This window comes from Pseudomonas sp. SWRI92 (assembly GCF_014268685.1).
Lineage (GTDB): Bacteria > Pseudomonadota > Gammaproteobacteria > Pseudomonadales > Pseudomonadaceae > Aquipseudomonas > Aquipseudomonas marvdashtae.
Genome location: NZ_JABWQY010000022.1, coordinates 1 through 20,197, shown reverse-complemented (window position 1 = coordinate 20,197; position 20,197 = coordinate 1). Strand labels below are relative to the sequence as shown.

Sequence of the window (20,197 nt, the reverse complement as noted above, 5' to 3'; positions counted from 1 at the left end):
CTCATGGACAATCATGGGAAGGAGAGTCGAGATGTCAGGCAAGATCGTTCATGGAACCTGGGCCATGCTGTGCGCGGCGACTGTAGGACTGGCGGGCTGCGCGGGTGGCAATAGCGATTCAGCCGTGGACGCCCCGGGCGCTGCGAAGAGTCCGACCACCGCGACGCTGGAGGCGGGGGCGGGGATCATGCAGAACAAGCCTCCGTTGCAGGCGTTGGATACCTATCTGGATGGCTTTCATTTTTACAACGGGCGAATGTCCGGGCAAATGGAAGCGCATCACTACTGCACGGCGTTGAACGAAGAGGTGTTCCAGTGTGCGATCTTCGATGCCAACAGCGCCAATGCCAAGCTGATGGGCGTGGAATACATCATCAGCAAGCGGCTGTTCGAAGGCTTGCCGGCCAGCGAGAAGCAGCTGTGGCACAGCCATGTGCACGAGGTGAAGTCGGGGCAGTTGGTTGCGCCGGGCATACCCGAAGTGGCAGAGACCCGCTTGATGAAAAACCTCGTCAGCACCTACGGCAAGACCTGGCACACCTGGCATACCGAACAAGGCAATGCGCTGCCTTACGGCGTCCCGCAGTTGATGATGGGCTTCACCGCCGATGGCCAGATCGACCCGCAGCTGGTCCGTGAGCGCGACCGCCGGATGGGCATCGACAGCGAAGCGAAAAAACGCGCCCGCGCTGGTATCGACGCGCCGACGATCGATCCGGGCGCGGATGCCTGGCAGAAGGGGCAGGTGTGGCAGATCAAGGATCCGACGGGGCATGCCCATTGAAAGCGAATCTGCTGGATGCTTTTGTGGTGAGGGGATTTATCCCCGTTGGATCGCGAAGCGGTCCCCAGACTACTATTCCGATGAGTTGATCGTTCCCACGCTCTGCGTGGGAACGCATCCCGTGACGCTCTGCGTCACCCTCCGTAAGCGGAACGCGGAGCGTCCCTGGCGATATTCCCACGCAGGAGCGTGGGAACGATCGATGTATGTGTTTATTGAATAATTATCAGGGCTGCTGTGCAGCCCAGCGGGAGATATATAGGCTGGGAGTTGGTCAGGGCGGGTCTATATAGGCTACGGCTGTTTAAAGTGCCCCGGCACATCATGTTTCGTTTCGTTTGGCTTGGTTCTTTTCTGAACTTGAACGTCAGTTATCTTGACGCTCTTTAGTTCTGCAAACGTAACCCTCAGAAGTGCCTCGGCTTTTTCGGGACTGAGAGTCTCGGCATCGTACTCCAGCACCCGGTTGTCGGGTTGGCCGTCGGCGATGAAACTGACGATGAATCGATCCTGGCTCATGCATGACCTCGACAGGGTTAAGCGCCAGGGCGCGGTCAGGCCGCGCCCCAACGGTTCTCCGGGTTACGATTTCCTGCCACCGCCATGGCTGCGTTCGCCACCTTTTTTGCCGGCTTCAGAGGCTTTTTCCCGGTCGTTGGCAAAGTTGCCACCAGAAGCATGTCCGCCTTTCTTGCCGGCTTCGGATGCTTTCTCGCGGTCGTTTGCGAAGTTACCTGGGTTTTTGTTTCCGCTATTAGCCATTTCGAGATTCCTCATTTTGGTTAAGCGAGTAAATCGTGCCTCGCAGTACTGTGAAAGAAAACTGCCCAGGGAAGTTTAAAAAAAACGTTTCGCTGGCGACGAATGGCATCGAGTTGAAAATACCGCAACGTAAAACTTGGACAGCCGTTTCGCTTGAACTTATACAGTATCGATTTTGTTAATAAACCTGGCGCTGGCAAATTGTATTTGTTCATCGTTCCCGGATTGTTTCAATCCTCGCCGCCGCTGACTTTCCAATGCTTGGCCTCGGCTGGAAACACCACTTGTTCCACGCGGTGGGCAATGCCGAAGGCCAAGGAGTTTTCTGCCGGGATCACGCGCTCCTCCGCGCAGAGACATTTGAAAATATCCAGTTGCGTGGCGGCGCCGGCGGTTTCCTTTACATAGATTTCCACATACCGCGCCACGTCGTTGTCCAGGCTGGACAAGTATTCGCGCAGGCGCGAATGGTCCACCGATTTCTGGCCGAAATACCAATTCATCGGGTGGATCAGAAAGCGTGAGTGCGGGGTGGTGGTGCGGTCGCTGGCGGCGAGGTACATGACGATGCCCATCGACTCGATGTTGCCGGCATTCACCGCTCGTACTGGGACGGGGAGGGACTTGATGAAGGTGTAGAGGGTGAAGCCGAAATTGGTGCTGCCGCCGACCGTAGACAGGTTGAGCATCAGCGAGTCGGCGCCTTTTTCGATGGCTTCCAGGCAGTTGTCCCGGAAGCGTTCGGTGGTTCCCTGGTCGATCTGGCAATGGAAATGGACAATGTGTTCGGACATCTGAAACTCCTCTCGGCTTGACGCGGTGACGAGTCTGCGGATCAGCGGCTCTGTACAGTTGGGAGTTCGCCTGCTGTCGGATGTTCCACTGCGTCGCGGGCAAATCCAGAGCGGTCACTCATCCAGCGCTTCGCTCAACAGGCTTCGACCGCTTGGGTCATGCGTTGCAGGAACATCGTCAGCGCGGCTTCTTGCGCACTCAGGCCTTTGCGCACCCGAGGTTTAGGCAGTTCGCGCAATACACCGCGCATGAATCCTTCCAACACAGCGGGGTGGATGTAGCATTTGCGACAGACGGCGGGCGTGTTGCCCAACTGCCGTGCGACCTGCCTGACCATCTCGGCGACATGGCGCTTGGCTTCGGTTTCGGTCTCCCATTGCAACGTCCGCAGCCCGTCCAGCGCCGCGGCGCTGCCGGCCCAGGTGCGATAATCCTTGGCGGTGAAGTCCGCGCCAGTGAGCGTCTTGAGGTAGGCGTTGATATCCGAAGACGTGATGGCGTGACGCTCGCCGTTCTCGTCCAGGTATTGAAAAAGGTTTTGTCCGGGAATTTCCTGGCAGCGCTTGACGATTCGCGCCAGGCGCCGGTCTTTCACGGTGATCTGGTGTTCGACGCCACTCTTGCCGCGGAACTGGAACGCGATGGCGCTGCCGTTGACCTCGACGTGCTTGTTGCGCAGGGTAGTCAAGCCATAGGAGCGGTTGTCCCGGGCGTATTGCGTGTTGCCGACGCGGATCAGCGTCACGTCGAGCAAGGTGATGACCGTCGCCATGACTTTATCGCGGCTGAAACCGGGTGTGGCGAGGATTTCCTCCAGGCGTTTGCGCAAGCGGGGCAGGGTGCGTCCGAATTCCAGCATGCGTGAATACTTGTCGGCATCGCGCACTTCGCGCCAGCGCGAATGATAGCGGTACTGCTTGCGTCCCCGAGCGTCGCGCCCGGTGGCCTGGATATGGCCGCGCGGGTCGGTGCAGATCCACACATCGGTGTAGGCCGGCGGAACGGCAAGGGCGTTGATGCGCTGGATTTCGGCAGGGTCGGTAAGGCGCTGGCCCGACGGGTCGAAATAGCAGAACTTGCCGCGCAATTTCTTGCGGGTGATGCCCGGGGCGGTGTCATCGACATAGTGGAGGTCGGCCGGGAGTGCATCGGGCAGTAGCGTGTCGGGCATGATTGATCCTTGGCGACGAATTCAGTGGCCTGTGAATTCATTGACCGCTGCCCGTTGCGGTCGTGCCGAGATTCTGCTGTCGCCCCAATCCTAGGTTCTACGCCAACACCGCCACTGCCTTGATCTGCGCCCACAGCACCTGGCCGGGTTGAAGCTTTAACTGGTCCCGGGAGTAACGGGTGATGCGCGCCAGCAGCGGCGTGCCGGCGGCTTCCAGTCGGATCAGGACATGGGCGGCGTTGTCGCCGGCCAGTTCGCTGACCACCGTGACCGGCAAGCGATTGAGGATGCTGGTCTGCGCGTCGTTCGCCAGGCTCAGGCTGACGTCCCGGGCCTGGACCTTGAAGCGCAGCGGCTGGCCGACAGCCATTGGCTTATGGGCGACGCGCACCTGGAGCTGGCTGCCGGGCAGTGTCAAGGTGAGCAATTGGTACGCGGGGTCATAGCCGCTGACGCTGCCCTGGATTACCACGCCCGCGTCATCGCCTTGAGCCAGGGGCAGGTCGAGCCGGGCCAGGGTTTCGCCGATCGGGCCGCTGGCCAGGGCGCGGCCGGCGTCGAGCAGGACGATGTGATCAGCCAGGCGCGCCACTTCGTCCTGGGAATGGCTGACGTAGAGGATCGGTATGTCCAGCTCGTCATGCAGCCGTTGCAGGTACGGCAGGATTTCATTCTTGCGCCGCGTATCGAGAGCCGCCAGCGGCTCATCCATCAGCAACAAGCGGGGGCTGGTGAGCAGGGCGCGGGCGATGCCCACGCGCTGGCGTTCGCCGCCGGACAGGTTGTACGGTCGCCGGTCGAGCAAATGACCGATGCCCAGCAGTTGCGTCGCGTGGTCCATGTCCACGCGTCGCTGCGCCGGTGCCACCCGCTTGAGACCGAATGAAAGGTTGTCGCTTACCGAAAGGTGCTCGAACAGGCTTGCCTCCTGGAAGACGTACCCCAACGCGCGTTGATGGGGCGGCACGAATACGCCGCGCTCGCTGTCCTGCCACACCTGGCCATTGACCTCGATGAAACCCTGCGTCGGCCGCTCCAACCCGGCGATGCAGCGCAGGCACGTGGTCTTGCCGGAGCCGGACTCGCCATACAGCGCCGTCACGCCATTGCCGGGCAGCCGCACGTCCAGGTCCAGGGAAAAATCTCCATGGCTGAGTTGAAATTTCGCCTGGATCATCGATCAGCTCCAACCTGCGCGTGCCCGGCGGCTGGAGTACAACGCCAGCAGCACCAGGAAGGAAAACACCAACATCGCCGCCGCCAGCCAGTGGGCTTGGGCGTACTCGAGGGCTTCGACATGGTCGTAGATCTGCACCGACACCACCCGCGTCTTTTCCGGGATGTTGCCGCCGATCATCAGCACCACGCCAAATTCGCCGACGGTGTGGGCGAAACCGAGAATCGCCGCAGTGATGAAGCCGGGCCGGGCCAGGGGCACGACCACGCTGAAAAACGTGTCCCAGGGGCCGGCGCGCAGGGTGGCGGCGACTTCCAGCGGACGACTGCCGATGGCGGAAAAAGCGTTCTGCAACGGCTGCACCACAAAGGGCATGGAGTAAATGACCGAGCCAATCACCAGTCCGGTAAAGCTGAAGGTGAGGGTGCCCAACCCGAGCGCTTGGGTAAACTGGCCGATCCAGCCATTGGGTCCTAACGCCAGCAGCAGATAGAAGCCGATAACAGTGGGCGGCAGCACCAGCGGAAGGGCGACTACCGCGCCCACAGGCCCGCGCAGCCATGACCGGGTGCGCGACAGCCACAGGGCAATGGGCGTGCCGATGAGCAGCAGGATGACCGTGGTCAGCGACGCCAGTTTCAGGGTCAGCCAGATGGCGGCGTAGTCGGCACTGGTCAGCGGCATTTAGCGTTGATAACCGTAGGCTTGGATGATCGCGGCGGCTTTTGGGCCCTTGAGATATTCCAACAATGCGAGCGCGGCGGGGTTGTCCCGGCCTTTGCCGAGAATCACCGCGTCCTGCTTGATCGGATCATGCAGCTCGGGCGGGACGATCCACGCTGAACCGCTCGCCAGCTTGCCGTCTTTGTACACCTGGGACAGGGCCACGAAGCCCAGCTCGGCATTGCCCGTGGAGACAAATTGATAGGCCTGGGTAATGTTCTGGCCTTCGACGATTTTGCTTTTGACTTGCGCGGTCAACCCAAGTTTTTCCAGTACCTGAGTGGCGGCCAGGCCGTAGGGCGCGGCTTTCGGGTTGGCGATGGACAGATGCTGGAATCCGTTCTCGAGCAGGACTTGGCCCTCGCTGTCGACATAACCGGCCTTGGCCGACCATAACGCCAGCGTGCCGATGGCGTAGGTGAAGCGCGAGCCCTTGAGCGTATCGCCTTCGCTTTCCAGCCTGGCCGGCGTCGTGTCGTCGGCGGCGAGGAAGACCTCGAACGGCGCGCCGTTCTTGATCTGGGTGTAGAACTGCCCGGTCGCGCCGAAGGCGGCTGTCAGTTTGTGGCCGGTGTCCTTTTCAAAATCGCTGGCGATAGCTTGCATCGGCGCGGTGAAGTTGGACGCAACGGCGACCTGGACTTCCTCGGCTTGGGCAGTGCCAATGGCCAGCAGCGGGATCAGCAGCAACGGCGCAAAGCGGGTGAGGCGCATGAAAGAGGCTCCGTGGGGCGGTATCGCTATATAGCGGAATATATAGCGAATACACCACAAACGGAACGCTGCATTTGCGGGAGCGGCCTTGCTCGTGTAGACGTCGCCGTCCAGTCAGCCCTTGAAACGGGCCAGCGCTTCCTCGGCCAAGCGCCGGGTCAGCTCGCCGCTCGACAGCTCGCGACCCATGGGAAAAGCCTGGCCGGCCCAGAGATTGGCGAAGTCCGCGTCATCCTTGGCACGCAGGGGCATCAATGCACCGCCCGCCAGAGGAAAGGCCGGCGCGAGCGGGCTCATCGGGCCGACTTCACGCATCACCCGGTTGACGATGCCCCGGGCGGGGCGACCAGTGAACAGGTTGGTGACGGCGGTCTGGCTTTCCTTGGCCGTGTGCAGCGCCCGGCGATGGGAGTCGCTGATCTTGGCTTCTGGCGTGAACAGATAGGCGCTGCCCAGTTGCACCGCCGACGCGCCAAGGGCAAACGCCGCGACGATTCCCCGTGCATCGCCAATACCACCGGTGGCGATCACCGGCACTTTCACCGCGTCCACCACCTGCGGCAGCAAGGCGAACAGGCCCACCTGGGTGTTGAGGTCGTCGCTCAAGAACATCCCGCGATGGCCGCCGGCTTCATAGCCCATGGCGATGATCGCGTCGCAACCGTGCTGTTCGAGCCAAATCGCTTCGTCGACGGTGGTGGCCGAAGAGAGGATTTTCGCCCCGGTGGCCTTGACGCGATCCAGCAACGATTTTTCCGGCAGGCCGAAATGAAAGCTCACCACCCTGGGGCGCATTTCTTCCAGCACCCGGCAGGCCGCATCGTCGAACGGAGTGCGATTTGACAGGGGTGTCGGCGCCTCGAAATCGGCGCCCAGCTCTTGGTAATAAGGCTTGAGGTGTTGCTTCCAGGCCTCGGCCCGCTGCGCGTCGAACGCCGGTGGCTGGTGGCAGAAAAAATTCACGTTGAAGGGTTTGTCGGTCTGTTCGCTGATCGTCGTCAGCGCCTGGCGCAATTGCTCCACATCCAGCATTGCCGCCGGCATCGAGCCCAGCCCCCCGGCATTGCAGGTGGCGACCACCATGGCCGGACCGGTCACCCCGGCCAGCGGCCCCTGGATGATGGGAAGCTCGATCCCGAGCAGGTCAAGAATGCGCGTGTCTGGCCACTGGCTCATGTACGGGTCTCCGACGGCAGAAGGAAACAACGCTTTTAGCAGGAGTGCCCCGGCCGAGGCCAGTCGAGTTTTTCAATCGGTACGCGGGTTTGTTCCTGGCGATGGGATGGGTACCATGCGGCTTCACTCATCAAGGAGCCTGACCCATGGACGTGAAACTCAAGACAGTCGAACCGTTCACCGTTGCCGGTTTGCAGGTGCGCACCCGCAACTCCGAGGAGCAACAGGGCGACACGGCAAGGATCGGCCCGATGTGGCAGCAATTCTTCACCGAAGGACTGTTCGACCAGATCCCGGCCAGGCAGTCGGAATCGTTCGTCTATGGGGTGTACTCCGACTATGAATCCGACGCCACCGGCTACTTCAACGTGACCGCCGGTGTGCAGGTCGATGCCACCAGCGCAGGCTACCCCGCCGTTAACGTCGAGGGCGGGGATTACCTGATGTTCTCGGCCAAGGGGCCGATGCCTGACTGCGTGATCGAGGCTTGGGGCTTGATCTGGGCGTATTTCGCCGATAACCCGCAGACCCTGCGTCGTTTCACCACCGATTTCGAGGTGTACAACGCCCCCGACTCGGTCGCGATCTACATCGGCGTTCAGTCTTCGGACGAGCGTTCAAGCGCCAGCAACTGACGCTTGCGCTCGACGCCCCAGCGATAGCCCGACAGGTTGCCGTCGCTGCGCACCACCCGGTGGCAGGGGATCGCCACCGCGAGGCTGTTGGCGCCGCAGGCCTGGGCCACGGCGCGCACCGCCTTGGGCAGGCCGATGCGCTGGGCGATCTCGGCGTAGCTGGCGGTGCTGCCTGGCGGGATCTCCCGCAGGGCTTGCCAGACCCGCTCCTGGAAAGCGGTGCCGCGTAAATCCAGTGGCAGGTCCAGCCCCAGCGCCGGTGCTTCGATGAAGCCCACCACCTGGGCAATCAATTGCTCGAATTCCCGGTCGGCACCGATGAGGTTGGCGCGACGGAATTTGTCTTGCAGGTCGCGCACCAGGACATCCGGGTCGTCCCCCAGCAGGATCGCGCACACGCCTCGCTCGCTTTGCGCCACCAGGATCGCCCCGAGGGAGCACTGGCCGACGGCGAAGCGAATGTCGGTGTTCTGCCCGGCGGCGCGGTAGTCGGCGGGTTTCATGCCGAGGACTTTATCGGCGGCTTCATAAAACCGGCTGTTGGAATTGAACCCCGCGTCGTACAGCGCTTCGGTGACTGTCCCGGCATCGGCCAGGCGTTCGCGCACTTTGCGTGAGCGGTGGGCGGCGGCATAGGCTTTGGGCGTCAGGCCGGTAACGGCCTTGAAGACCCGATGAAAATGGAACGGGCTCAGGCCCGCGGCTTCGGCCAGTTCACTGAGCCCAGGAAGGTTTTCAGCTGCCTCGATCTGCCGGCAAGCGGCCGCGACCCGCGCCGCTTGCTGCGCGGCGATCTGCGTCTGGTCCCTGGCGATGCGTTTGCTGGGACGATACCCGGCTGCCTGGGCCTGTTCCGGCGTATCGAAGAATTCGACGTTGCGCGGGTTGGGCAGGCGCGACAGGCTGCTGGGGTGGCAATAGATGCCGGTGGTTCTCACACCGTAGACGAATTGCCCATCGGCGCGCGGGTCCCGAGCGAGCACGGCGGCCCAACGAGGGTCGAGTTCAGGGGCGAGGGTGTTGGAAGTGTTGTTCATGGTCGTTCTATCCATTGGCCCGTTTTGCCTACAGTAGCGAGCCCGCATGGCGGCAACACTCCGGGTCTTGCGGTTGAATTCGGCACCTTCAGCCGGCGGTGCGAAACGTCAGGTTGATCCGCTGGGCGCCCAGTTGCGGATGCTCTCCCTGCTTGAGTGGCAGCACGCCGTGATAACGCAACCGATCCACGCCGCCCCAGACCACGATGTCACCGTGGAACAGCGGGATCCGCAGGCTTTTATCGCTGCGCTCGAAGCCGCCGAATTGGAACACCGCCGGCAGGCCCAGGGACATCGAGACGATAGGGGCACTGAGGGAGCGTTCGTTCTTGTCCTGGTGCAGCGACATCCGCGCGCCGGGCACGTAGCGGTTGATCAGGCAGGCATCGGGTTCGAAATGCTCGAACTGTGCCTGCCGGGCAGCGGCGCGCGCCAGTTCGCGGAAAACCGCCGGCATGTCCGGCCAGGGTTGGCCTGTCTGCGGGTCATGGGCTGTGTAACGGTAGCCGCTGCGGTCAGTGGTCCAGCCGAGCGCGCCGCAGCTGCTCAAGGCGACCGACATGGTAAAGCCGCCGGGCGTGACCATTTGCCGGAACGGTGCGGCCTGCAACACTGCATCCAGCGCCGGCAGCAACCGATCGAGCCAGGGCAAGGCAAACCCGCGCAGCACGAAGGACTGCTCGCCGATCTGTTCGGCCTGGCCGGGCGTGGTGGGCGCCTGGTCGGCGAACAGGTCCAAGGTGATGGGCGTATTGTCATTGCGCATCATGAAAAATGATCCCGAGTGTATGCCGGCGGCCGCTGAGCACGCGGCTGACGCCGTGGCGCAAGTTCACCCGATAATAACCGCGAACGCCTTTGACGGGGCGCTGGTGCACGGCAAACACCACGGCATCGCCCTGTTTCAGATCGATGACCTGGGGACGCGACTGCATGCGCGGACGTTGCTCGGTCAAGACAAACTCGCCACCGGTAAAGTCCAGGTCCGGTGCCGACAGCAGGATCGCCACCTGCAAAGGGAACACGTGCTCACCGTACAGATCCTGATGCAGGCAGTTGTAATCCTGCGGGCCGTATTGCAACAGCAAGGGCGTGGGACGTTGTTGCCCGGCAGCGTGACAGCGCTGGACGAAATCGGCGTGCTGGTCGGGATATCGCACTGGCAAACCCATGCATTCATTCCAGCGGTTAGCCAGCGGCACCAGCAGCGGATACAGCGACTGACGCAGTTGTTGGATGGCCTCAGGCAGCGGGTAACGAAAATACTGGTACTCGCCACGGCCGAATCCATGACGCGCCATGATCACCCGGGAACGAAACAGCCCCGGGTCGCTGTACAAGCCGCGCAGCTCCAGGCACAGCGCTGCCGGCAGCAGTTGGCGAACGATCGCGCAGCCGTCCTGGTCGAGGCTTTGTTCCAGGGCGGGACAGTCGAGGTCGGCGATGGGTCGGGGCAGGGGGAGCGTAGGGGACATTATTGCAACCCTTGATGGAAGGACTGCTCAGTCTGAAAAGTGCTGTGTTGTCGGGCACCCCGATTCTTGCGGTATTGAAAAGCTTTTGTGGTGAGGGGATAAATCCCCTCGCCACGGATGCATATGGCTGCGTCTTTAAAGCGCCTTGCTGACCTTGAGGTCGCTGATCACATCATCGCTCTCGCCATGCAGCTTCTTCAGCTCTGCCAAGGCTTCTTCATCGGTGCCCTTTTCCAGTTGCGCGAACTCGAAGCGGCGTTCGCCGTTGAGTTTGTACTTGATCACGTATTTAGTCGTCTGGGCCACGGTTGTTCCTGTCTTCGTCTGGGGCACTGTTCAGCTCAGTTTCGAGCTGGAGCGCCGGATGATCTTGATTTTGTGGGTCAGGGTCGGCTTGCGTGTGACGCTGATGGCGCGATGGCTGACGGTGTCGATGGTGATGTTCCAGAAACCGGTGCTAGGCGCGGTGATCTTGGCCGGGAACGTGTCGAATGCGCCGCCATGGTAAGTGTGCCGGCCACCGTTCTTGAAACTACGGAAATTGGCGTCGTTCATCAAACGGATGTTGCACATTTGGGAGCATTCGATAACGACGATATCGTCCTCGTTGAGGTGCTCGCGCTGGTGGATGAATTTCATGGGCGCCTCCAGAAGGGCATTTCTTGCAAATCAAGACGGTAAGGTGGAGCAATAATTATGGCGCGCAGTTTATCAGCACCGCGGGTTAATATCCGTCCCCCGTTCCAGGTGCCGTCCATTTACTGCGCGCGGGATGGATAAAAAAGCGCAGGGCGCCGGAGAAAAACGGCGTTTGCATTGTCGGAGGGTCTTTACCGGAGGAATCATATGAAGCGCAGCGTGTGGGTATTGGCCTTGGCCTTGGGTGGATGTGCATCGGTATCGGACATCAACCAGTCGCCTCCCACCATGAGCGTCATCTCCGGGAAGAAACCCCATGAATACGCCAAGTGCGTGGCCGACAAGTTGCTGAAGACCCGTGGCCCGCTGCAGATGGAGCCGCACAAGAACGGTGTCCGGATGATCGTCCCCGGCAAGCTGTCGGCGCTGCCGGCCGCGGTATTCGACATTGACGAGCGCTCCAGCGGCAGCAGCATCAAGTTGCACGAAAGCATGTCCAACGTGCCGGTGCGCCCGGGTGATGTGCAGGACGCGGCCAACGCTTGCATCTCCGGCTGAGCACGCTCGGCCTGACGAGCAGGCCGGGCATCGGTTAAGCTGCGCCCTCGACAAAAATAATGCCGCCACGGTGAACGTTGGCGGCATTGTCATTTATGGAGTTGAGTCGATGAAACGCGAGCAGGTGCGCGAGCGCCACGCAGAAGGGTTGATCCACGCCACCCATGTGATCCAGAACCCTGGAAGCCCGGGCGAGTGGATCGTATTTTTCAAGAAAAGCGCCGGGCGCAGTTATTTCCTGGTGGATGACCAGGACGAAGTCGAATCTTTCAGCCGGCTCGACGACCTGATCGAGACCCTGAGGGGCTTGGGCATCAAGTTCGCCGAGATCCACATCTAGATTATTTACATACCACTAGCACGCTACGGCTGGTGAAGTTGCCGATGTCGACGCCAAGGGTTTTCTCGCTTTCCTTGGCCTGTGGCGTGCCGTCGGTGCCGACGATGCGGTAGCCCGTACCGGCACAGGACGCATCGGCTTTCTCGTAACAAGTCGCCCAGGAGTTGGCCTCGCCCGAGCAATCGATGGTCAGGCCCTGTTCGCCGTTATCCAGATAGGTCTTTTGTGCCGAGGCACAGCCTGCCAAGGCCAGGACTGCGAACAGCGCCAGGATTTTTTTCATGGGATCGTCATCGAGAAGGGAGGAATGGCGCGAGATTATAGCGAATGGCCATTCCGGTACAGCTAAACCACGCGCCCCATCAAGACAACCTGGCCTCGATGGGGATCGATCGATTACTTCTTGCGGCGATTATTGCGCGCGGGCACCTGCTCACGCTCCCGAGGGGCCGGGGCAGAGCGTTCGTCCTGGAAAACTGCGGCCACTTCAACCGCCATGGCTTTGCTGGGCAGGGGGCCGGCGACTTGTTCACCGTGGTAGTTGGTAATCCACCATTGGCCGTCCTTGTCCTGGGTGACCGAATAACCGTTTGCGTTCTGTGTTGCCGACATCTAGCTGCCTCGTTGGCGTGATCAAGGCGGCCATGATACGCCAAATGCTCGCAAACAGCGCTCAGGGGCGTACAGTGGGACCGCTGGAACCATCGGAACGAAAGGGGATTGAACTATCCGACGGTTTATTTCTCTATGATGGCATCGGTTGGCCAGTGCAGGCATTGTAAGGCGCCTGCTGGCTGATTAGACTGCGCCGAAACTCGTACATACCGCCTTTTCAAGGACTTATATGATCAAGAAATGCTTGTTCCCAGCAGCCGGTTACGGTACTCGCTTCCTGCCAGCGACTAAAGCCATGCCCAAGGAAATGCTGCCGGTGGTGAACAAGCCACTGATCCAGTACGGCGTCGAAGAAGCCCTTGACGCAGGCCTGACGGAAATTTCCATCGTCACCGGCCGTGGCAAGCGCGCCCTGGAAGACCATTTCGACATCAGCTACGAGCTGGAAAACCAGATCAAGGGCACCGACAAGGAGAAATACCTGGTCGGCATTCGCAAACTGCTGGACGAGTGCTCGTTCTCCTACACCCGTCAGACTGAAATGAAAGGCCTGGGCCACGCGATCCTGACCGGCCGCCCGCTGATCGGTGACGAACCGTTCGCCGTGGTGCTGGCGGATGACTTGTGCGTCAACCTGGAAGGCGACGGCGTACTGACCCAGATGGTCAAGCTGTACAAGCAATTCCGCTGCTCTATCGTGGCGATCCAGGAAGTCGATCCGCAGGAAACCAACAAGTACGGCGTAATCGCGGGTGAAATGATCCGCGACGACATCTACCGCGTTCACAGCATGGTTGAAAAGCCGAAGCCGGAAGATGCACCGTCGAACCTGGCGATCATTGGTCGTTACATCCTGACCCCGGACATCTTCGACCTGATCGAACAGACCGAGCCAGGCAAGGGTGGTGAAATCCAGATCACCGACGCCCTGATGAAACAAGCCCAGAACGGCTGCGTGATGGCGTACAAGTTCAAGGGCAAGCGTTTCGACTGTGGCGGCGCCGAAGGTTACATCGACGCGACCAACTTCTGCTTCGAGAACTTCTACAAGACCGGCAAGGCTTACTGATAGCCTGCGCCATGCCTTAAAAAAACGCCCCGATGGGGCGTTTTTTTATGCGTCCAAATCGCAGGCGCCGAAGCTCCTCGCCACAAAGGCAATTCGCGAAAATGCCGTTTGGCTTTTCAGGTTCCGCCCCCATAACCATCGCAACGCTGCCTCAGGTGAAAACAGCAGGTATGCTGATGACCTGCCGAAGGAGATAGAAGATGGCCTACGATTTTGATCTGTATGTGATTGGCGCCGGTTCCGGCGGTGTGCGGGCGGCGCGGTTTGCCGCCGGTTTCGGCGCGAAGGTGGCCGTGGCGGAAAGCCGTTACCTGGGCGGTACGTGCGTGAACGTGGGCTGCGTGCCGAAAAAACTGCTGGTCTACGGCGCGCATTACGCCGAGGACTTCGAGCAGGCGTCAGCCTATGGTTGGACGGCAGGCGAGGCAAGTTTCGACTGGGCCACGCTGATCGCCAACAAGGATCGCGAAATCAATCGACTCAACGGCATCTACCGGAACCTGTTGGCCAACAGTGGCGTCACGCTGCATGAAGGCCACGCGAAGATTACCGGTCCGCACGAAGTCGAGATCAACGGCCAACGCCATACCGCCCAACACATCATGATCGCCACGGGCGGCTGGCCGGTGATTCCGGACATTCCAGGCCGCGAGCATGCCATCGGTTCCAACGAGGCGTTCTTCCTCAAGGAACTGCCCAAGCGCATCCTCGTGGTGGGCGGCGGCTACATTGCGGTGGAGTTCGCCGGGATTTTCCATGGCATGGGCGCGCAAACTTCCTTGCTCTATCGCGGTGACCTGTTCCTGCGCGGCTTCGACGGCGCGGTGCGCAAGCATCTGGCCGAAGAGCTGGAGCGTCGCGGCTTGGATCTGCAGTTCAACGCGGACATCAAGTGCATCGAAAAACTGGAGGATGGCAGCCTGAGGGTAGAGCTCAAGGATGGCAAAACGTTGCTTGCCGATTGTGTGTTCTACGCCACCGGCCGGCGCCCCATGCTCGACAACCTCGGCCTGGAGAACACCGGCGTCACGCTGGATGAGAAAGGTTTTGTGCAGGTCAATGAAAAGTACGAGACCGCCGAGCCGTCGATCCTGGCCATTGGCGACGTGATCGGTCGCGTGCAGCTGACACCGGTCGCGCTGGCCGAAGGCATGGCCGTGGCGCGCCGCCTGTTCAAGCCCGAGCAATATCGCCTGGTGGATTACCGGATGATCCCCACGGCCGTGTTCAGCTTGCCGAATATCGGCACCGTTGGCCTGACCGAGGAGCAAGCCCGCGAAGAGGGCTACGAAGTGCAAATCTTCGAAAGCCGTTTCCGGCCGATGAAACTGACCCTCACCGAATGCCAGGAACGCACGCTGATGAAGCTGGTGGTCGATGCCAAGACGGACAAAGTGTTGGGTTGCCATATGGTCGGGCCGGATGCCGGGGAAATCGTCCAAGGACTGGCGATTGCCCTGAAAGCTGGCGCCACTAAGCGCGACTTCGACGAAACCATCGGCGTTCATCCCACCGCCGCCGAAGAATTCGTCACCATGCGTACACCAACCGCCTGACTCAACGTCGTCAAATACAAGGCTGCGATCCATCGGTCCAGCCTTGTGAACTGTCCGTCGATTGCCACGATCAACAGATCGCCACCTTTGGCTGCGCCTACAGATTTCTTCTATCTATATAGATTCCTGATAGCCAAAACCAATCATTCGCATGAGGTTTGCCAATGAGCCTTCAGCGGAATGAGTGGCTAAGATTCACCTCATCAACTTTTCAACCCCTGACGGAGAGTCAACGATGCCTATCATCAACAGCCAAGTTAAACCGTTCAAAGCCACCGCTTTCAAAAACGGCGCTTTCGTCGAAGTCTCGGACGCCGACCTGAAAGGCAAGTGGTCTGTCGTATTCTTCTACCCAGCTGACTTCACCTTCGTTTGCCCAACCGAACTGGAAGACCTGGCCGACAACTACGCCGAATTCCAGAAGCTGGGCGTCGAGATCTACAGCGTTTCGACCGACACTCACTTCGCTCACGCTGCCTGGCACAACACTTCGCCAGCCATCGGCAAGATCCAGTACACCATGATCGGCGACCCGACCCTGACCATCTCCCGCAACTTTGACGTGTTGATCGAAGAAGCTGGCCTGGCTGACCGCGGTACCTTCGTGATCAACCCTGAAGGCCAGATCAAGATCGTTGAAATCAACGACGGTGGTGTAGGCCGTGACGCTTCCGAGCTGCTGCGCAAGATCAAGGCCGCCCAGTACGTAGCTGCTCACCCAGGCGAAGTCTGCCCAGCCAAGTGGAAAGAAGGCGAGGCCACCCTGGCTCCGTCCCTGGACCTGGTCGGCAAGATCTAAGCCAGTGCGTTATCCGAGGGCGATTCGCTCTTAACCAAGTAAGCCGCTTCGCCCCAAAAAACGCCCGGGCGAGATTCGCTCGGGCGTTGTTTTTTCTGAAATTCAAACATGGAAATCGCCCGTATGTTGGACGCCAATCTTAAAGCTCAGTTGAAGTCATACCTGGAACGGGTCACCCAGCCGATCGAGATCGTCGCATCCCTCGACGACGGCGCGAAATCCCAGGAAATGCTCGCGTTACTCAAAGACGTTGCCAGTCTTTCCAACCAGATTACCTTGCTCGACAACGGCACCGATGCGCGCAAGCCATCGTTTTCGTTGAATCGCCCGGGCGCCGATATCAGCCTGCGTTTCGCCGGTATCCCCATGGGGCATGAATTCACTTCGCTGGTGCTGGCCCTGCTGCAAGTCGGTGGCCACCCTTCGAAGGCCAGTGTCGAAGTGATCGAACAGATCCGCTCCCTTAAAGGTGAGTTCAACTTCGAGACGTATTTCTCGCTGTCGTGCCAGAACTGCCCGGACGTGGTCCAGGCGCTGAACCTGATGGCGGTGCTGAACCCGAACATCCGTCACGTCGCCATCGACGGTGCGCTGTTCCAGGCCGAAGTCGATGAGCGCCAGATCATGGCCGTGCCGAGCATCTACCTGAACGGTGTCAACTTCGGCCAGGGCCGCATGGGCCTTGAAGAGATTCTCGCCAAGATCGACACCAGCGGCATCGAACGCCAGGCCGAGAAGATCAGCGCCAAGGATGCCTTTGATGTGCTGGTGGTCGGCGGTGGCCCGGCCGGTGCTTCGGCGGCAATCTACGCGGCCCGTAAAGGCATCCGCACTGGCGTTGCGGCCGAGCGTTTTGGCGGCCAGGTGCTCGATACCATGGCCATCGAGAACTTCATCTCGGTCCAGGAAACCGAAGGCCCCAAACTGGCCGTCGCCCTGGAAGAGCACGTCAAGCAGTACGATGTCGACATCATGAACCTGCAACGTGCCGACGGCCTGGTGCCAGGCAAGGACGGCGGGCTGCATGAAATCAAGTTTGCCAGCGGTGCGAGCCTCAAGGCCAAGACCGTGATCCTGGCGACCGGTGCCCGCTGGCGCGAAATGAACGTGCCAGGCGAGCAGCAATATCGCAACAAGGGCGTAGCGTACTGCCCGCACTGTGACGGTCCGCTGTTCAAGGGCAAGCGCGTGGCGGTGATCGGCGGCGGCAACTCCGGCGTCGAAGCGGCGATCGACCTGGCCGGTATCGTGGCTCATGTCACCTTGCTGGAGTTCGACGTCCAACTGCGCGCCGACGCGGTGTTGCAGCGCAAGTTGCACAGCCTGCCGAACGTGACGGTGATCACCAACGCCCAGACCACCGAAGTGACTGGTGACGGGCAGAAGGTCAACGGCCTTCGCTACAAGGACCGCCCAAGCGGTGAACTGCGCGACGTGGCGCTGGAAGGCATCTTCGTGCAAATCGGCCTGCTGCCTAACACCGATTGGCTCAAGGGCACCGTCGAGCTGTCACCGCGTGGCGAGATCATCGTCGATGCCCGGGGTGAAACCTCGATTGCGGGTGTGTTCGCCGCCGGTGACGTGACCACCGTGCCGTACAAGCAGATCGTCATCGCCGTGGGCGAGGGCGCCAAGGCTTCGCTGAGTGCTTTCGATCATCTGATCCGCACCTCCGCGCCGGCCTGACGCCAGCCGCTGGAAAAACAAAACCCCATGGGCTTCGGCCCATGGGGTTTTTTTATCCGGCGAGGCGTTTACAGCGGTGCGGGCTGGATGATTTCGACCCAGTAGCCGTCCGGGTCCTTGATGAACGCCAGGCTTTTCATGCGGCCATCGCTCAGGCGCTTCTGGAAGTCGCAGCCCAACGCTTCGAAGCGCTCGCAGGCGGCGACGACGTCCGGCACCGAGATGCAGATGTGGCCGAATCCGCGTGGGTCGGTGTTGCCGTTGTGGTAGGCAAATGCCGGGTCGTTTTCGGTGCCATGGTTGTGGGTCAGTTCGAGGATGCCGGGGATCGATTTCATCCACTCGGTACGCGCCGCAGCGTCCGCCGGGATCTGGCTCTTGTCGACCAGCGCAAGGAAATACAGGCTGAATTCGGCTTCCGGGAAATCGCGTTTCTCCACCAGGGAAAAACCCAGCACGCGGGTGTAGAAATCGAGAGACTTGGTGATGTCCTTGACCCGCAGCATGGTGTGGTTGAAGACGAACTTGGCCGTTGCAGCGTCGGGCTGGGCGGTGACGCCAGGGAAAGTGTTGAGTTCGTGCAGGCTCATGGGCCCTCCGGAAAATAAGTGGGGCAAACGGCGTCGCACGCTTGGCGCGACGGTCCTGGGCTTGCGTCAGACGGCTTCCTTGCAGGTGTGTCCATGATACGCAAGGGGGGCGACATCGCCAAACCTGGCTATTGCCTGGCGGTGCGACGCGCTTCAGACTTGACGATTCGTCCGTGAGTGCAACGCAATGTTTCGACCGTTCCTTTCGCTGGTTGTCCCGCTGTTTGTCATCGCTGCAAGTCTTGGGGCCAGTGCGGCCGAACCGCAGGTTACCTGGCCCCAGGGCTGGCTCATCGAGTCGCTCCCTGGCGACGCGTCAGCTCCCGTGACACCACCGGGCACCACCCGGCAGCGTGCGACCAAGAACGACCCTTCAGGCAACGCGGTAATGGTCATGGAGCTGACCGCCACACCCGTGGAGGCCGGTCACCAAGTCAACTTGCAAGGCGTGTTGCTGGAAATGCGCAAATCCATCCAAAAAGATTTTTTTCAAGGCGGATATCAAAGTGCATGCACTAAGATTCACCCTTCCATATTGGGCGGCGTCGACGCTTTGGAAACCACTTGCACAATCACGCAGAACGGCAGTCATGTATTGTCGCAGACGCTGGTTGCAGCATTAAGCGAGGGGAGCGCCTACGTGTTGTCCTACGCTGGACAGGCGCAGGTATTTGTTGAAAGCCAGGATGAAATACAGTCAGTACGAAATAGCCTGAAACTATAAGACCTTCGGCGTAATGCGCTCGAAGCAAGCCAGAAGTTCAGCCCATAAAAAAGCCCTGAGTCTACGTCAGGGCTTTTGCATTGTAGTGGCTCTCAGCTGCGCAACCAGGAATCAACGGTGCTCGCACCATACTCCTCTTTCCAGGATTTCAAGCCGCGATGGTTGCCGCCCTTGGTTTCGATCAATTCGCCAGTATGCGGGTTCTGGTACACCTTGACGACACGGGCACGCCGGGTCTTCGGCGTCTTGGCCGGCGACAGGCCTGACTTGGATGGATTCGGATCGAGAATCGCGATGATGTCGCGCAGGCCCTTGCCATAAGTCTTCATCAGCCCCTGGAGCTTCTCTTCGAATTCGATTTCTTTCTTGAGCCCGGCGTCATTCTTCAAGGCTTCCAGCTGCGCGAGCTGCTCTTGAAGGGCCTTTTCGGCTTTGCGAAATTCAGCGAGTCTGGACAATATCATTACTCCAATCAAAATATATGGCTGATACCAACCGCAAACAAAGCTATAAGCCCAGCGCCTTGTAGCGACTCGGTGACTAATGTCTCTCCTGCTATCTGGTACAGGCAGAAAAAATTGTAGTAGTTAAACCAAAAAGTGTAAATCGTAACTTTTTCGTTATGTAACAACAGCACGGATTCACCTCAGGCACGCCACCAACGTCAAGACCTTGGCGGCCGAATCTGGCTATTAGATTCATGCTGGTAAGATTATCGAAAGTTATGATCTTGTTCCCCTCGATTTATTTATAACTCAAGCATGCCCGCCAAGTGAGCAAGCTTCGCCGCGGCGGGCATGCTTGACGCTAGACCGCGAGCAGCGTCCTGGCCAGCTCGATAAACGCCAGGGTTGCTGGCGAGGACTGGCGGCGGTCGAGCACCGCCAGGCCGATCTGCCTTGGAATCGGAGGCGACAGAGGCCGAAAAACGAACCCTGGATTCTCGATGGAAGGCAACGAGCGTTCAGACACCACACTCACCGCGTCCCCGCGGCTGACAATATCCAGTGTACTGAGCAGTTGCGAGCAGCGATAGCGTACGTTCGGAGTGAGTCGCGCGCTATTGAACAGCCGCCAGACCAATTCCGACGAGCCCGCCTCGGTGAGTATGAAGGGGTCGTCGCACAGATCCCTGAGCTCAACGCTGGTTCGGGCGGCGAGGGGGTGGGCGG

27 protein-coding genes are annotated in these 20,197 nt (G+C 60.2%); 9 read left to right on the top strand and 18 right to left on the bottom strand.

Features of this window, described 5'->3' with window-relative positions:
* Nucleotides 1-31: 31 nt before the first annotated feature.
* Nucleotides 32-784, top strand: a complete 753-nt coding sequence (locus HU762_RS24440; RefSeq protein ID WP_186641251.1) for an OBAP family protein — start codon at nucleotides 32-34, stop codon at nucleotides 782-784.
* 294 nt (nucleotides 785-1,078) lie between these two features.
* Here the strand turns inward: HU762_RS24440 and HU762_RS24435 are convergent, their stop codons facing one another.
* The 8 genes from HU762_RS24435 to HU762_RS24400 form a co-directional block, all read right to left on the bottom strand.
* Nucleotides 1,079-1,303 carry a hypothetical protein gene (locus HU762_RS24435; RefSeq protein ID WP_186641249.1) on the bottom strand — a complete coding sequence of 75 codons (225 nt, stop codon included), beginning with the start codon at nucleotides 1,301-1,303 and terminating at the stop codon, nucleotides 1,079-1,081.
* A 63-nt stretch (nucleotides 1,304-1,366) separates the two neighbouring features.
* Nucleotides 1,367-1,546 carry a general stress protein gene (locus HU762_RS24430; protein WP_186614672.1) on the bottom strand — a complete coding sequence of 60 codons (180 nt, stop codon included), beginning with the start codon at nucleotides 1,544-1,546 and terminating at the stop codon, nucleotides 1,367-1,369.
* Between the two features lie 230 nt (nucleotides 1,547-1,776).
* Entirely contained in the window at nucleotides 1,777-2,340 is a 564-nt protein-coding gene (locus HU762_RS24425) for an ATP-dependent Clp protease proteolytic subunit (protein WP_186614670.1), read from the bottom strand.
* A 134-nt stretch (nucleotides 2,341-2,474) separates the two neighbouring features.
* Entirely contained in the window at nucleotides 2,475-3,512 is a 1,038-nt protein-coding gene (locus HU762_RS24420) for a DNA topoisomerase IB (protein WP_186641247.1), read from the bottom strand.
* 97 nt (nucleotides 3,513-3,609) lie between these two features.
* Nucleotides 3,610-4,689: a molybdenum ABC transporter ATP-binding protein gene (gene modC, locus HU762_RS24415; protein WP_186641245.1), complete on the bottom strand. Its 1,080-nt coding sequence runs from the start codon at nucleotides 4,687-4,689 to the stop codon at nucleotides 3,610-3,612.
* A gap of 3 nt (nucleotides 4,690-4,692) precedes the next feature.
* Nucleotides 4,693-5,373, bottom strand: coding sequence for a molybdate ABC transporter permease subunit (gene modB / locus HU762_RS24410; protein WP_186641243.1), 681 nt, complete (start codon nucleotides 5,371-5,373; stop codon nucleotides 4,693-4,695).
* Nucleotides 5,374-6,126, bottom strand: coding sequence for a molybdate ABC transporter substrate-binding protein (modA, locus tag HU762_RS24405; RefSeq protein WP_186641241.1), 753 nt, complete (start codon nucleotides 6,124-6,126; stop codon nucleotides 5,374-5,376). It lies immediately after the preceding gene.
* Between the two features lie 114 nt (nucleotides 6,127-6,240).
* Entirely contained in the window at nucleotides 6,241-7,302 is a 1,062-nt protein-coding gene (locus HU762_RS24400; protein WP_186641239.1) for a nitronate monooxygenase family protein, read from the bottom strand.
* 146 nt (nucleotides 7,303-7,448) lie between these two features.
* Here HU762_RS24400 and HU762_RS24395 point away from each other — a divergent pair, with 146 nt between their 5' ends.
* A complete protein-coding gene (locus HU762_RS24395) occupies nucleotides 7,449-7,937 on the top strand; it encodes a GyrI-like domain-containing protein (protein WP_186641237.1) in 489 nt (162 codons plus the stop codon).
* On the opposite strand, the gene ada is transcribed toward HU762_RS24395, so the two are convergent.
* The 5 genes from ada to HU762_RS24370 form a co-directional block, all read right to left on the bottom strand.
* Nucleotides 7,901-8,974, bottom strand: coding sequence for a bifunctional DNA-binding transcriptional regulator/O6-methylguanine-DNA methyltransferase Ada (gene ada / locus HU762_RS24390; protein ID WP_186641235.1), 1,074 nt, complete (start codon nucleotides 8,972-8,974; stop codon nucleotides 7,901-7,903). The genes HU762_RS24395 and ada overlap by 37 nt on opposite strands.
* 88 nt (nucleotides 8,975-9,062) lie before the next feature.
* Nucleotides 9,063-9,740 carry a DNA oxidative demethylase AlkB gene (gene alkB / locus HU762_RS24385; RefSeq protein ID WP_186641331.1) on the bottom strand — a complete coding sequence of 226 codons (678 nt, stop codon included), beginning with the start codon at nucleotides 9,738-9,740 and terminating at the stop codon, nucleotides 9,063-9,065.
* A complete protein-coding gene (locus HU762_RS24380; RefSeq protein WP_186641233.1) occupies nucleotides 9,730-10,449 on the bottom strand; it encodes a 2OG-Fe(II) oxygenase in 720 nt (239 codons plus the stop codon). The genes alkB and HU762_RS24380 overlap by 11 nt, the downstream gene beginning before the upstream one ends.
* A 135-nt stretch (nucleotides 10,450-10,584) precedes the next feature.
* Nucleotides 10,585-10,755 (bottom strand): hypothetical protein, encoded by a 171-nt coding sequence (locus tag HU762_RS24375; protein WP_186641231.1) that lies wholly within the window; start codon nucleotides 10,753-10,755, stop codon nucleotides 10,585-10,587.
* 30 nt (nucleotides 10,756-10,785) lie between these two features.
* Entirely contained in the window at nucleotides 10,786-11,088 is a 303-nt protein-coding gene (locus HU762_RS24370) for a DUF1883 domain-containing protein (protein ID WP_186614646.1), read from the bottom strand.
* Between the two features lie 207 nt (nucleotides 11,089-11,295).
* On the opposite strand from HU762_RS24370, the gene HU762_RS24365 reads away from it, so the two are divergent.
* Complete coding sequence (locus tag HU762_RS24365) at nucleotides 11,296-11,646, top strand: hypothetical protein (protein WP_186614644.1); 351 nt, start codon at nucleotides 11,296-11,298, stop codon at nucleotides 11,644-11,646.
* 109 nt (nucleotides 11,647-11,755) lie between these two features.
* A complete protein-coding gene (locus HU762_RS24360; protein WP_186614642.1) occupies nucleotides 11,756-11,986 on the top strand; it encodes a hypothetical protein in 231 nt (76 codons plus the stop codon).
* Between the two features lies 1 nt (nucleotide 11,987).
* Here the strand turns inward: HU762_RS24360 and HU762_RS24355 are convergent, their stop codons facing one another.
* Nucleotides 11,988-12,269 carry a hypothetical protein gene (locus tag HU762_RS24355; protein WP_186641229.1) on the bottom strand — a complete coding sequence of 94 codons (282 nt, stop codon included), beginning with the start codon at nucleotides 12,267-12,269 and terminating at the stop codon, nucleotides 11,988-11,990.
* Nucleotides 12,270-12,382: 113 nt separating this feature from the next.
* Complete coding sequence (locus HU762_RS24350) at nucleotides 12,383-12,598, bottom strand: hypothetical protein (protein ID WP_186641227.1); 216 nt, start codon at nucleotides 12,596-12,598, stop codon at nucleotides 12,383-12,385.
* A 232-nt stretch (nucleotides 12,599-12,830) separates the two neighbouring features.
* Here HU762_RS24350 and galU point away from each other — a divergent pair, with 232 nt between their 5' ends.
* The 4 genes from galU to ahpF all read left to right on the top strand — a co-directional run bounded on the left by galU (nucleotide 12,831) and on the right by ahpF (nucleotide 17,711).
* Nucleotides 12,831-13,670 (top strand): UTP--glucose-1-phosphate uridylyltransferase GalU, encoded by an 840-nt coding sequence (galU, locus tag HU762_RS24345; RefSeq protein ID WP_003182953.1) that lies wholly within the window; start codon nucleotides 12,831-12,833, stop codon nucleotides 13,668-13,670.
* Nucleotides 13,671-13,870: 200 nt separating this feature from the next.
* Entirely contained in the window at nucleotides 13,871-15,226 is a 1,356-nt protein-coding gene (gene gorA / locus HU762_RS24340) for a glutathione-disulfide reductase (protein WP_186641225.1), read from the top strand.
* Nucleotides 15,227-15,461: 235 nt separating this feature from the next.
* Complete coding sequence (gene ahpC / locus HU762_RS24335) at nucleotides 15,462-16,025, top strand: alkyl hydroperoxide reductase subunit C (RefSeq protein ID WP_020294651.1); 564 nt, start codon at nucleotides 15,462-15,464, stop codon at nucleotides 16,023-16,025.
* Nucleotides 16,026-16,148: 123 nt separating this feature from the next.
* Entirely contained in the window at nucleotides 16,149-17,711 is a 1,563-nt protein-coding gene (ahpF, locus tag HU762_RS24330; RefSeq protein ID WP_186641329.1) for an alkyl hydroperoxide reductase subunit F, read from the top strand.
* A gap of 68 nt (nucleotides 17,712-17,779) precedes the next feature.
* Here ahpF and gloA read toward each other — a convergent pair whose 3' ends face one another.
* Complete coding sequence (gene gloA / locus HU762_RS24325) at nucleotides 17,780-18,301, bottom strand: lactoylglutathione lyase (protein WP_186614634.1); 522 nt, start codon at nucleotides 18,299-18,301, stop codon at nucleotides 17,780-17,782.
* Between the two features lie 187 nt (nucleotides 18,302-18,488).
* Here gloA and HU762_RS24320 point away from each other — a divergent pair, with 187 nt between their 5' ends.
* Nucleotides 18,489-19,025 (top strand): DUF4946 domain-containing protein, encoded by a 537-nt coding sequence (locus tag HU762_RS24320; protein ID WP_186641223.1) that lies wholly within the window; start codon nucleotides 18,489-18,491, stop codon nucleotides 19,023-19,025.
* 92 nt (nucleotides 19,026-19,117) lie between these two features.
* Here HU762_RS24320 and HU762_RS24315 read toward each other — a convergent pair whose 3' ends face one another.
* Complete coding sequence (locus tag HU762_RS24315; RefSeq protein WP_186641221.1) at nucleotides 19,118-19,483, bottom strand: histone-like nucleoid-structuring protein, MvaT/MvaU family; 366 nt, start codon at nucleotides 19,481-19,483, stop codon at nucleotides 19,118-19,120.
* A gap of 349 nt (nucleotides 19,484-19,832) precedes the next feature.
* The coding region (locus tag HU762_RS24310) for a LysR family transcriptional regulator substrate-binding protein (protein ID WP_186641219.1) at nucleotides 19,833-20,197 on the bottom strand (365 nt) is incomplete at its 5' end.